Origin of the sequence: Xenorhabdus taiwanensis (genome assembly GCF_036512875.1) — a bacterium.
GTDB classification, from domain to species: domain Bacteria; phylum Pseudomonadota; class Gammaproteobacteria; order Enterobacterales; family Enterobacteriaceae; genus Xenorhabdus; species Xenorhabdus taiwanensis.
Genome location: NZ_AP028978.1, coordinates 250,135 through 262,501, shown reverse-complemented (window position 1 = coordinate 262,501; position 12,367 = coordinate 250,135). Strand labels below are relative to the sequence as shown.

11 protein-coding genes and 2 pseudogenes are annotated in these 12,367 nt (G+C 52.5%); 5 read left to right on the top strand and 8 right to left on the bottom strand.

Annotated elements, in window-relative coordinates; translation table 11 throughout:
- Window positions 1-37: 37 nt before the first annotated feature.
- Window positions 38-604: pseudogene (locus ACE1SE_RS01095) on the bottom strand (CHC2 zinc finger domain-containing protein); the annotation flags it as partial.
- Between the two features lie 97 nt (window positions 605-701).
- On the opposite strand from ACE1SE_RS01095, the gene ACE1SE_RS01090 reads away from it, so the two are divergent.
- Window positions 702-1,100 carry a helix-turn-helix domain-containing protein gene (locus tag ACE1SE_RS01090; RefSeq protein WP_099118142.1) on the top strand — a complete coding sequence of 133 codons (399 nt, stop codon included), beginning with the start codon at window positions 702-704 and terminating at the stop codon, window positions 1,098-1,100.
- Window positions 1,101-1,174: 74 nt separating this feature from the next.
- A complete protein-coding gene (locus ACE1SE_RS01085; RefSeq protein WP_374053556.1) occupies window positions 1,175-1,495 on the top strand; it encodes a SymE family type I addiction module toxin in 321 nt (106 codons plus the stop codon).
- 71 nt (window positions 1,496-1,566) lie between these two features.
- Here ACE1SE_RS01085 and ACE1SE_RS01080 read toward each other — a convergent pair whose 3' ends face one another.
- From ACE1SE_RS01080 to ACE1SE_RS01070, 3 genes and pseudogenes are all read right to left on the bottom strand, one after another.
- Window positions 1,567-1,929, bottom strand: coding sequence for a hypothetical protein (locus tag ACE1SE_RS01080; protein ID WP_238399295.1), 363 nt, complete (start codon window positions 1,927-1,929; stop codon window positions 1,567-1,569).
- Window positions 1,926-2,192 carry a hypothetical protein gene (locus ACE1SE_RS01075; protein WP_374052286.1) on the bottom strand — a complete coding sequence of 89 codons (267 nt, stop codon included), beginning with the start codon at window positions 2,190-2,192 and terminating at the stop codon, window positions 1,926-1,928. The genes ACE1SE_RS01080 and ACE1SE_RS01075 overlap by 4 nt, the downstream gene beginning before the upstream one ends.
- Window positions 2,167-4,272: pseudogene (locus ACE1SE_RS01070) on the bottom strand (CHC2 zinc finger domain-containing protein); the annotation flags it as partial. The pseudogene ACE1SE_RS01070 and the gene ACE1SE_RS01075, both read right to left, overlap by 26 nt.
- 97 nt (window positions 4,273-4,369) lie before the next feature.
- Here ACE1SE_RS01070 and ACE1SE_RS01065 point away from each other — a divergent pair.
- Window positions 4,370-4,768: a helix-turn-helix domain-containing protein gene (locus tag ACE1SE_RS01065; protein ID WP_099118142.1), complete on the top strand. Its 399-nt coding sequence runs from the start codon at window positions 4,370-4,372 to the stop codon at window positions 4,766-4,768.
- A gap of 74 nt (window positions 4,769-4,842) precedes the next feature.
- Window positions 4,843-5,163: a SymE family type I addiction module toxin gene (locus tag ACE1SE_RS01060; protein WP_374053555.1), complete on the top strand. Its 321-nt coding sequence runs from the start codon at window positions 4,843-4,845 to the stop codon at window positions 5,161-5,163.
- Between the two features lie 74 nt (window positions 5,164-5,237).
- Here the strand turns inward: ACE1SE_RS01060 and ACE1SE_RS01055 are convergent, their stop codons facing one another.
- From ACE1SE_RS01055 to ACE1SE_RS01035, 4 genes are all read right to left on the bottom strand, one after another.
- The gene (locus ACE1SE_RS01055) at window positions 5,238-5,684 is read right to left on the bottom strand and encodes a hypothetical protein (protein WP_374052285.1); all 447 of its coding nucleotides are present in this window, start codon (window positions 5,682-5,684) and stop codon (window positions 5,238-5,240) included.
- A gap of 372 nt (window positions 5,685-6,056) precedes the next feature.
- Complete coding sequence (locus tag ACE1SE_RS01050; RefSeq protein ID WP_036841354.1) at window positions 6,057-6,422, bottom strand: hypothetical protein; 366 nt, start codon at window positions 6,420-6,422, stop codon at window positions 6,057-6,059.
- Between the two features lie 1,458 nt (window positions 6,423-7,880).
- Window positions 7,881-8,951: a site-specific tyrosine recombinase XerC gene (gene xerC, locus ACE1SE_RS01040; RefSeq protein ID WP_374051248.1), complete on the bottom strand. Its 1,071-nt coding sequence runs from the start codon at window positions 8,949-8,951 to the stop codon at window positions 7,881-7,883.
- Between the two features lie 212 nt (window positions 8,952-9,163).
- A complete protein-coding gene (locus ACE1SE_RS01035; RefSeq protein WP_374051249.1) occupies window positions 9,164-11,860 on the bottom strand; it encodes a CHC2 zinc finger domain-containing protein in 2,697 nt (898 codons plus the stop codon).
- A 131-nt stretch (window positions 11,861-11,991) separates the two neighbouring features.
- Here ACE1SE_RS01035 and ACE1SE_RS01030 point away from each other — a divergent pair, with 131 nt between their 5' ends.
- Entirely contained in the window at window positions 11,992-12,327 is a 336-nt protein-coding gene (locus ACE1SE_RS01030; RefSeq protein WP_374053554.1) for a helix-turn-helix domain-containing protein, read from the top strand.
- Window positions 12,328-12,367 lie beyond the last annotated feature (40 nt).

Sequence of the window (12,367 nt, the reverse complement as noted above, 5' to 3'; positions counted from 1 at the left end):
CTCATCAGTGTTTGCAAACTCGATAATGCGTCTATTGCCCGTTCTCCCGCAACACCCCGGCGGCTGTCAGGCGGCGGCGGATTTCCTCGCCCGCTTTGACTTTTTTCGGTGGCAACCGGTAGCCCAGCGTGCGGTTGGCAAAGCCCAGCTTAAAATGGCTGACCAGTTCAGGATGGTTGAGCCGCCGTTTGGACAGGTACGCCTGCGCTTCCGGCGCATTCAGCAACGTATGGTGATAAAACGCAACCACCCGTGACAGCAATACCTGTTGCCCGACAGTCTCACCGACCAGCTCCGCAGGCGGCTCCACGACCGGATTGTGCCCCAGCACGGCACGCAGGCGCTCCACGGCATGGCGCAGGCTCAGACCCTCGGTGTGCATCACCCAGTCCAGCACCGACCCGCCCGCATCACAGCCAAAACAGTGATAGAGATTTTTCGCTGGCGTAATCACCATCGAGGGCGTTTTCTCCTGATGGAACGGGCACAGCACGATCATGTCTTTGCCGCGCTTAAAGAGCTGCCGCCCCTGCTGCTCAATGATGGCAACTAAGGGAACGGCGGTTTTCAGGTGCTGTAATTCTGCTTCGGGAATGCGAGCCATGTCTTAATCCTTTAAAATGCGTCAAGGTCATTATTGACCTATATAACGAAGGTCAATATAATACCTTCAAGCCCAACACTAAAAAAGGACACTTATCATGATGAACAAACACATTAACTGGCTTTGTTCATTTATGACTGATTTTGGTAAACGCCTTGCCACACTGCGCAAGGCCAGACAGCTTACACAGATAGAACTGGCGAATTTGCTAGATATCCAGCCCCGGATGGTCGGACGCTGGGAGCAGGGACAGGTTAAGCCCCAGTTTGATTACATCATTAAACTGGCGCAGTTACTGGAAGTCAGTATTGACCATTTACTGCTGGGTGAAGAAGGTGCAATCGCTCCCGTTTTTGATATTAAAAACAAGAGACTAAAAGAGTTGTGTAAGCAAGTTGACGGGTTAAAAGCAGAAGATCAGGATGTGATTTGCCGCATTCTGGACATGGCAATCACACAAGAGAAAATTAAACAGGCAATTAATGTAACACGCTGAGATTTAACGCGTTCTGGCTGTGTTGGAGCACAACCAAAACGCTAACCACAACCAACTATTTGAGGTAGTTAATGATGGCTAAGGCGCATTCTAGGCAAAACCGTGCCGTAAATAAAGCGGCAAAAACAGAACGTTATTACACCGTGGGATACGTGCCGCAAAACGGCAGGCCGAACCCCAGACCCGCGATAAATTTAACAGGAAGATGGCTTAAGGCAGCAGGCTTTGATATTGGTGGCACACTCACCGTCAAAATCATGGATGGCTGTCTGGTACTGATCCCTGACAGCGACGACACCCGCACCATTAAACAACAGTACCAGCGCCAGCAAGACCGGCTCAGTGAGATCAAACTCAGGATGCGCGAGCTGCTTGGCGATTACAACAGCAACTAAGGGCAGGGAGTGAGCAGCTCTTAAAAGAACAAAGCCGGAAGATCACGGGGATCTTTCCGGCTTTTTATTATCTAATTAAGTAGATTTTTAAGCCATTTCTTAATTAGATTTTTAACGTCTGATAAGTTTTTTTCAGAAAAAGAGCAAATGATAACCAACTCATTCTTTCCATTGGAGTCCACCCAGTACTGGATACTATCTAGCTCCTCTAACGGCTCTTGAATTATCTTTATAGATTTATCAGTTATCTTAGATTTTGCAGAAAAAATAGGGTTAGCATCCATAAATTTCAATCCATTATTATAAGACGTATTATAATAGGGAACTATCCATTCATCTCCGCTACCATTGATTATATTGAAGAAAAAGCTATTCCAATATTGTTCAAGCTCACAATAAATTTGCTCATCATTTAAATAATTCTCAAACATCATTTACAGTTCCTACCTAGAGATGTATCGGAATCAGAGACAAAAGCTTTCCCCGTAGTTACCTCAATATCAACACGTTCATGGGCAGTTCCCTTAACTAAAAAAGTTTTACTAACTTGAGCATCAACACCACCGCCTTTTTCCGCACTTTGAATAAATTCTCTTGCCTTATCAAATTCGGCTTTTCTCAGTGCCCTGTCTTTTTTGTTTAAGCTCGCTTCAAGATCATTAAGGCCAGCCAGTGCACTTCTGGCGCTGTAACGCATGGATCGCTTCGGTCTGTTCGCGGGATTCATTGACCGTCAGCACCAGACAGCGGTTGAGCAGCTCTTCATCCACATCAATGGCGGTCGTGGTCAGCATCAGCATCACCGGCCCTTTGACGGTATAGCTTTTGGTGACCAGATTACCCGTGGCCTCATCCTTGCCGGTGCTGGCCATGGTCAGCTCACCGTCTGACTGCAACAGCTTGAGCGCATAGGCCGCCTGCCGCACCCCTTCTTCTTCGGCGATGGCGAGGATTTTATGCTGGAGATTGGTTTCGCCCAGATAAAACAGGCTTTGGCCGGTCATGGCGCTGTACTGGATACGTTCTTCTGACGGGATCAGGTTCAGCACCGCTTCCATTAAGCTGCTCTTTCCCGCGGCGCTGCTGCTCTGGATAAGTACCGCTAACGGTTTGGGTAACTTTCGGCTCACCGCCGCCAAAAAACCGGCCAGCAAGTTAGTGGCTTCGCCGACCACACCGCAGGCGGCTAAGTCAGCGGTGATACGTGCGGTCAGGTAGGGGTCTTGCAGTAACGCCAGTGCCGCTTCCCGTTCTGCGATCCCCATTTCCGGTACGTTGGGGGCGGTGTCTGCGGGCTGTTGCTGCCCCTGTTCGACCGCCAGTAACACCTGACCCAGTGCCCGCCGGATATCGCCTTCGGCCAGGCCCAGCTCTGCGGCAGCCAGCCGGGCGTAACTCTGGCGTGAGCGCCCGCTCATCAGATCAACGCTGTCGGCGAACAGCACACCGCTTTGCCTGTCCAGCACCTGCGCATTGATCTTCATGGCAACCGCGCCCGCTTTGACCGCGCCCAGCCCGCGCAGGCACCATTGCAGGGTGCCGACGGAGATAAGCAGCTCGCCATGATCACCGGACTCACACACCACATTCGGCGTCACGCCGGGCGCGGGTTCAGCGGCTAAAGGGGAAGCGGGGGCTGGCACCGTGTCCGGCTCAGGTGTCTGGCGCGCAAGGGCGACCATACCCGCCACATCCGGCATCGGCACGGCACTCTCCAGCAGCAGGGCAAAGGCGGTTTCGGGTTCCGCCCTCTGGCACAGATACCCGTTGGCATCCATCTCCGGCGGGAACACGACCCGCAGTGGCGTGATGCCTTTGGCAACCAGTTCCGCCGCCAGTTTGACCGCGGCATCATTGCCGGCGGTATCATTATCGAAAGCGATCAGCACCTGCTTAATGCCGTGCTGCTCAAACGCCTGCCAGTGATCCGCGATGACGCCATTCACCCCGTAAGCGGCCGTGACATTGCGGTGTCCGGTGACCCAGAACGACATCGCATCAATCAGCGATTCGCACAGGATGAGCGATTTGGACGCCCCCAGCGCCGCCGCATTCCAGACCCCCTGATGGGCGCCCGGCAGGTACAGATGGCGGACAATGGACTGGCGCTGGTCGTCGCCGATTTTGCGCCCGTACAGCTCATGGATTTGCCCCTCAGCACCGATAACGGGCACAACCAGCGAGCCACGCAGATGCTCACGCCCGTTCTCCCGCAACACCCCGGCGGCTGTCAGGCGGCGGCGGATTTCCTCGCCCGCTTTGACTTTTTTCGGTGGCAGCCGGTAGCCCAGCGTGCGGTTGGCAAAGCCCAGCTTAAAATGGCTGACCAGTTCAGGATGGTTGAGCCGCCGTTTGGACAGATACGCCTGCGCTTCCGGCGCATTCAGCAACGTATGGTGATAAAACGCAACCACCCGTGACAGCAACACCTGTTGCCCGACAGTCTCATCGGCCAGCTCCGCAGGCTGCACCAGCGGCTCCACGGCCGGATTGTGCCCCAGCACGGCACGCAGGCGCTCCACGGCATGGCGCAGGCTTAAGCCCTCGGTTTGCATCACCCAATCCAGCACCGACCCGCCGGTATCACAGCCAAAACAATGGTAGAGATTTTTCGCTGGCGTAATGACCATCGAGGGTGTTTTCTCCTGATGGAACGGGCACAGCACGGTCATGTCTTTGCCGCGCTTAAAGAGCTGCCGCCCCTGCTGCTCAATGATGGCAACTAAGGGAACGGCGGTTTTCAGGTGCTGTAATTCTGCTTCGGGAATGCGAGCCATGTCTTAATCCTTTAAAATGCGTCAAGGTCATTATTGACCTATATAACGAAGGTCAATATAATACCTTCAAGCCCAACACTAAAAAAGGACACTTATCATGATGAACAAACACATTAACTGGCTTTGTTCATTTATGACTGATTTTGGTAAACGCCTTGCCACACTGCGCAAGGCCAGACAGCTTACACAGATAGAACTGGCGAATTTGCTAGATATCCAGCCCCGGATGGTCGGACGCTGGGAGCAGGGACAGGTTAAGCCCCAGTTTGATTACATCATTAAACTGGCGCAGTTACTGGAAGTCAGTATTGACCATTTACTGCTGGGTGAAGAAGGTGCAATCGCTCCCGTTTTTGATATTAAAAACAAGAGACTAAAAGAGTTGTGTAAGCAAGTTGACGGGTTAAAAGCAGAAGATCAGGATGTGATTTGCCGCATTCTGGACATGGCAATCACACAAGAGAAAATTAAACAGGCAATTAATGTAACACGCTGAGATTTAACGCGTTCTGGCTGTGTTGGAGCACAACCAAAACGCTAACCACAACCAACTATTTGAGGTAGTTAATGATGGCTAAGGCGCATTCTAGGCAAAACCGTGCCGTAAATAAAGCGGCAAAAACAGAACGTTATTACACCGTGGGATACGTGCCGCAAAACGGCAGGCCGAACCCCAGACCCGCGATAAATTTAACAGGAAGATGGCTTAAGGCAGCAGGCTTTGATATTGGTGGCACACTCACCGTCAAAATCATGGATGGCTGTCTGGTACTGATCCCTGACAGCGACGACACCCGCACCATTAAACAACAGTACCAGCGCCAGCAAGACCAGCTCAGTGAGATTAAGCTCAAGATGCGGGAACTGCTTGGCGACTACACAAGCCGCTAAGGGTAGGGACTGAGCGGCTCTTAAAAAGAACAAAGCCGGAAGATCGTGGGGATCTTTCCGGCTTTAATTACTACTTATAAATATCGATATTCATATTTAGATGCAATTATTTCTACATGACTATCATAGCCATTAATTAAATAATGTTTTAAATCAAGGTTATTTCTAGGGTCATATAATGATTTTTTACTGATTAATATATCTGAGTTATTTACTTGGTAAAAACCTGGATCAGGGTGATACCCATATTTTACCCAAAAATCAATCAAATCCATTGTGAACTCTTGCTCATCTATTGCGTAATTTTGATGATTAATATCAAAAAAATTCATAGTAATACACCTAAGTTCAGCTACAACTAAAAAGTGAATTTCTATATCACGATATGTATCATTCTTAAAATCATCAATATGTTGAACATCAAGCCTAAGCTTAACCCCGTTTGATTCTGTATAAACAGTTTCAAGGTCTGTAGTTGATATCCTAAACTCTGTTTTTTCTGGTATTAATTGTATTGTCATATCATTTCCTAACTATTTTTGCAGCCAATCGTCTTAACAAGGCCAGTACCATCTTTATTTTTCGTAATATCTATAGATCTGGATGGTGCTCTCTTTAAAATATCCGCGACTAAATGTTTCGGAACATGTTCATAAGGAACATATATTGCACTTTGCGGAAATTTTCCAGATTCAACTATTACACAAGCCGCTAAGGGCAAGAACTGAGCGGCTCTTAAAAAAGAACAAAGCCGGAAGATCATGGAGATCTTTCCGGCTGATTTCAACGATATTTTATATCTGATTTTTATCGAAATAAGCCATAGATATAAACTCTCCAAAAACACTATTTCTTATTATTAATGAACAATGCAATTGCTTAAATCCAAATAGTTAGTCATTACCTCTGACATATTCTTCAAGAAAACCTTTTATTTCTGTCAAAAAAAGAGACTTATCTTCTATATCATAGTCAAAAATAAAATTCATTTCAGAAAAAACAACATCAACAAGATTAACTTTTCCATTTATAATAAAGTTAATAGACTGAATCACTTTATCTCTATTGGCTGGTATATATTCTAAAAACCAAGGTTTGAGAACAATTTCTGAAACAGAACGTAGATCATCTTTATTATTAACATTTTTATTGTTAATTAACAAATAATCTTTATCACTGATAACTTCCTCATCAAGAGCAGAAAGAAAACCTACTAATATAGAAATTTCATTTTTAGTTTTTAAATCAAATTTATTCATTATCGCCCCCATACAGGATATGCAGTGATTGTTTGCCCATTTGGAGTTAAGATCACTGTTGCGGTACTCGAAGTGCCATATGTTGGGCCAGTCTTGCTATACCCTTCACCGATTCTTCTTCCATACGGAATTGTAGCTTTAGTCACAGCGCCACCTGATTGTCTCTGAATAATTTGTGCTCGTTGTATAGCATTTAATTGATCTCTATGACTATCAAATCGAGTTGCTGCCATCGGTGTACGCTGCTGAACTCCCGTAGTAGGATTCGCTCCATTAGTTGCTCGTCCAAGCTGGGATTCTAAAGACGTTTGGGCACCATGTCTCTCAAGGAAGTGAGATCTAGGATTCATACTTTCCATTTCTTGTAAACGTCTGAGTGCATTAGCCTCTGCAAGCTCATTGATCCTTGCCTGCCTTTGTTCCCTAGTAAGACTTGCCGGACAATCAGTCAACCCTAGCGGATCACCCATCCTGTAGGATTATGCACATACCCATAAGGATTCACCCCACCCATCAACCCGATGGGGTCTTAGGGCAGGTTCCGGTGCGGTTATACTTTTTTAAGTGATTTTTTCCTGATTATCATCTTGTTAAAGAACCTCCCTTACCCGTTTTGCCCATTCCCGCGAACCTAAAATGCCGATGTGCACTTTTGGCCGGTTTTGACGCTTGCGCCGATGTGCAGTATAGCGCCCCTTTTTCTGGTTGATGGGGTAATCAGATTGATTTTGTGCGGTTTTTCACTGTCGGCAACGGGTGAACGCTGCCCGGCTTGCCGGGCGGCGGGCGGCCGTTCTGCGGGGGCGGGCGGCACAGAGTCCGCAAGCGGCGCCCTGCGACGCTCGGGTGCACGGTTGCTTTGGGCTTTGCCACGGTTTTGCATGACCGCACCCTGTTTACAAGGGAAGCCCCCTCAGGGGGCTGCACGGGGCGGAGATGGCGAGCACGGCAACGAGCGAGGAGCGCAGCGACTGCGAGCCGCGCGCAGACAATGCAGCAGGGTTGGGGCGGGGGAGGTAAAACAGCGGAGGCCGTAGGCCGACCTGCCTACAGGGTTGTTGGCCTGAGCCACTCAAGGCAGCTAAAGAAGGTGCGGGTGAGATGCCGGATGTGGCACGGTGTTCCGGTTCGGCGCGGTGTTGGGCAGGTATGGGCGCCGGTGCTGACAGCAGAAGGCGCCAGCCTTGTGCGGTGCCCCCCGCGATGCTGACAGCGGGGGCGCCAGACATAATGCAGATTGTGCGATGTGAGCCGCTCTTCGGGGGTTGGCGGAACGGCGGGGCGGAACGGCGAATTTCGCACAATCTCCCTGCATTATGTTAAATGGGCTTTGGGCAGCCGGCACTGAGTGATTGGGGACACCGTGGCCGCCGCTGACCATTGCCCATTTACCCCCGCCGGCACCGCAGCCTCCGGGCAGTCCGGCCACGGTCTGCCCCTGCACGGAACCCCGCAGACTCAACGGGGACGGGGGCGCTGTCCGCTGGCACCGAGGTGGCTGTCTGGCACGCTACTTTCCGCGGATTCAGGGCATGGGCGGCTCTTCGGGGGTTCGGTGTCAGCGTTTGGCGGCTGGTTATCTGCCCGCTCGGCCGGATGGGTCTGGCTGTGCACCTGCCTGAGCTGTTTGATGGCGACCCGCGTATACACCTGAGTCGTGTTGAGTTTCTCATGCCCCAGCATCGCCTGGATATGGCGGATATCCGCGCCATTGTCCAGCATCTGCGTCGCCATAGAATGCCGGAACAGGTGACAGGCACCCGGCTTGTCTAGCTGCGCCTGATGGCGGATGGCCTTGCCGGCGATTTGGGTCAGATGCCCCAGACTGAGCGGCCTGCCCTTTTGCGAGATAAACAGATAACCGCTGTCATGACTTTCTGCCAACTGTGGCCGAACCTGCACCAGATAGCGTGTCAGCCAGCCCAGCGCCCGCGCGCCGATGGGCACCACCCGGTCTTTATGGCCTTTGCCCTGATTAACCACAACCGCCCCGCGTTCGAAGTCGATATCACCCCGCCGGAGCTGGCGCAGCTCCATGCGCCGGAGGCCACTGCTCCACAGCACTTCCAGCATCACCCGGTTGCGCAGCCCCAGGATACTTTGGTCGTCAAGGCTGTCCAGCACCTGCACGGTTTCCCGTTCACTCAGTATCTGGGCGGGCAACCGCTTCTCTTCTTTCGGCAACACCAACTGCTCGGTCGGGTTGTAGAGGATGTGATGCCGTTGCAGTAGCCAGCGGAACCACAGCCGCAGGGCGATTAACCGTTCACGCTGGCCGTTATGGCTGTAAGGCTGGCCATCGGCCTTGCGGTAAGCCCGCAGGTAGCGCTGCCAGCTTTCCAGTAATACCAGCGTCACCTGTGCCGGATACTGCACGCTGCGCTGTCCGCACCAGTCCACGAACGGTAACAGCCGTTCCCGGTAGCTTTCCCGTGTGCGCGGGCTTTTTCCCTGTGCGACCAGCGTATCGAGGTACGCGTCCAGTTGCGCCCGTAAGGTGGCGTGCAGGGGATTAGGTGGGTTTGTCATGCGGATGTTCCTTCTTTTTTGTTGTATGGGTAGCGAAGAGAGCTGTACGGGCGGAACAGTGTTTTTTGGCTGATGCCGACCACTTTGAGGGGAAGCCTTGCTGTATCTGCCTTTGCCGGGATTTAACCATCCCGACTACCTGCCGACAACAAGCCGACTGACAGGCGACCGACTGGGCTTTAACCCCGACCGGATAACGTTATACTGCCCGCTCAGGGAACAATAAGGCCACTCAGGTGGGCGGTATCGCTGTCTGCCCCGTCGAACAGCAGTTCATAGACGAACGTCAGGCCACGACGGTGCAACAGCAGGTATTCCATTTCGACCAGCCGTGAGAGATGCACCTTAAGCTGGGTATCACCCCACTGCACCGCATCCCTCAACTGTTTGCGGGTAAACCGCATTTCGTGGCGGGGCTGGCCGCTTTCTTTTACCCAGCCCTGGATCAGCAATAACAGCTTGCGCGTCTGCGGCGGCATTTCGTCCAGTGTCCGGCCTAAGATTTCATGCGCCAACTGATTGGCGAGCCGGATATCGTCTTTGCTCACTTCGATGTATTCCAGCGTTTTCCCGCGATGCTCCGCCGTTTTGATTTCCCGCTGGTACTGGTGCAGCAACGCTATGCTCTGAATGAGGGTCAGGTATTTCATATGGTCTCGCCGCGTGCGGGTTTTGTCTGACAGGAACGTCAGTTGTGACGCATACGGATTGACCACATTCAACGGCTTAAGCAGCCGCTGGGCGTTCTGGTGAAGCTGCATCAGATAGTCCCGCTCGTTCTCAGCCAGCAAGCCTTCGAGCGTCTGCTTCTGGCGCTGCAACGCATGGATGGCTTCCGTCTGTTCACGGGATTCATTGACCGTCAGCACCAGACAGCGGTTGAGCAGCTCTTCATCCACATCAATGGCGGTGGTGGTCAGCATCAGCATCACCGGACCTTTGACGGTATAGCTTTTGGTGACGAGGTTGCCGGTCGCCTCATCCTTGCCGGTGCTGGCCATCGTCAGTTCACCATCCGACTGCAACAACTTCAACGCATAGGCCGCCTGCCGCACCCCTTCTTCTTCGGCGATAGCCAATATTTTGTGCTGGAGATTGGTTTCCCCCAGATAGAACAGGCTTTGCCCGGTCATGGCGCTGTACTGGATGCGCTCTTCCTCGGGGATCAGGTTCAGCACCGCCTCCATCAGTGAGGATTTGCCGGCGGCGCTGCTGCTCTGGATAAGTACCGCTAACGGTTTGGGTAACTTTCGGCTCACCGCCGCCAAAAAACCGGCCAGCAAGTTAGTGGATTCGCCGACCACACCGCAGGCCGCCAAGTCAGTGGTGATACGGGCCGTCAGGTACGGATCTTGCAACAAGGCCAGTGCCGCTTCCCGCTCTGCGATCCCCATTTCAGGTACGCGGGGTTCGGTGCCTTTGGCGGGCTGCTGCTGCCACTGTTCGACCGCCAGTAACACCTGCCCCAGTGCCCGCCGGAGGTCGCCTTCGGCCAGTCCCAGCTCAGCGGCAGCCAGCCGGGCGTAACTGTTGCGTGAGCGCCCGCTCATCAGATCAACCCCGTCGGCGAACAACACGCCGCTTTGCCTGTCCAGCACCTGCGCATTGAGCTTCATGGCAACCGATCCCGCTTTGACCGCACCCAGCCCGCGCAGGCACCATTGCAGCGTGCCGACTGACACGCGCAGCTCGCCATGCTCACCGGACTCACAGACGACATTTGGCATCACACCGGACGCAGGGTCAGCGGCTAAAGGGGAAGCGGGGGCTGGCGCGGTGTCCGGCTCAGGCGTCTGGCGCCCAAGTGCCACCGTATCCGCCACACCCTGCATCGGCACGGCGCTGTCAAGCAGCAGGGCAAAGGCAGTTTCCGGCTCAGCCACCTGGCACAGATATTCGTTCGCATCCCTGCCCGACGGGAACACCACGCGCAGGGGCGTGATCCCTTTGGTCGCCAGTGCCGCCGCCAGTTTGACCGCGGCATCATTGCCGGCGTTGTCATTATCGAAAGCGATCAGCACCTGCTTAATGCCGTACTGTTCAAAGGCTTGCCAGTGATCAGCTGTGACGCCATGCACCCCATAGGCCGCCGTCACATTGCGTTGCCCCGTCACCCAGAACGACATCGCATCAATCAGCGATTCACACAGGATAAGCGTTTTGGAGGCACCCAGCGCGGCTTCATTCCAGACGCCTTTGTGTGCCCCCGGCAGGTACAGATGGCGGATGATGGACTGGCGCAGGTCGTCGCCGATTTTGCGCCCGTACAGTTCGTGGATTTGCCCCTGTGCATCCATCACCGGCACAACCAGCGAGCCGCGCAGGTGCTCCCGCCCGTTCTCCCGCAGCACGCCGATGGCTTGCAGACGGCGGCGAACCTCTGCCCCGGCCTTGTATTTACTGGCTGGCAGACGGTAAGCGAGCGTTCGGTTGGCAAAGCCCAGCTTAAAATGGCTGACCAGTTCAGGATGGTTGAGCCGCCGTTTGGACAGGTACGCTTGTGCCTCCGGCGCATTCAGTAACGTATGGTGATAAAACGCAACCACCCGTGACAGCAACACCTGCTGCCCGATGGCATCACCGGCCAGCTCTTCCGGCTGCACCAGCGGCTCCACCGCCGGATTGTGCCCCAGCACGGCACGCAGGCGCTCCACGGCATGGCGCAGGCTCAGACCCTCGGTGTGCATGACCCAGTCCAGCACCGACCCGCCCGCATCACAGCCAAAACAGTGGTAGAGATTTTTCGCTGGGGTAATGATCATTGAGGGCGTTTTCTCCTCATGGAACGGGCACAGCACGGTCATGTCTTTGCCACGCTTAAACAACTGCCGACCTTGTTGCTCAATGATGGCGACTAAGGGAACGGCGGCTTTCAGGTGCTGTAATTCTGCGTCGGGGATGCGAGCCATATCGTTATTCCTTTAAAAACCCGTCAAGATTCTTTACATGTATTATATTAGTACCTATAATGTAACTATTGTCAAGGGCGCATTACCGGAGGACTTACATTATGGATTCTGTTTTATCATGGAGTTCTGACATGAGTTTCTCTGCCCGTTTAATTCAACTACGGAAGCAAAAAGGATTGACCCAGCAAGGATTAGCTGATGCTGCTAACATTCATGTCCAGCAGGTTAAACGCTATGAAGCCGGAACTTCCGAACCTTCCGCAGAAGCGCTACGCAAGTTAGCTAAAACGTTTTCTATTTCTGCTGACAGGTTACTTTTTGAAGAAGGAGAAAGGACACCATCTAATGAGTTTCTTTTCTTGTTTGAAGCGATTAATGAGTTTCCCGAAGAAGAAAAAAACGTCATTAGAGAGATGCTGGAAGGGATGGTGATTAAGTATCAGGCGCGTAAGTGGTTGAAGAGTTAAGGTAATAGAATGATTTAGCGCGATAACAGCAGGCGGCTAC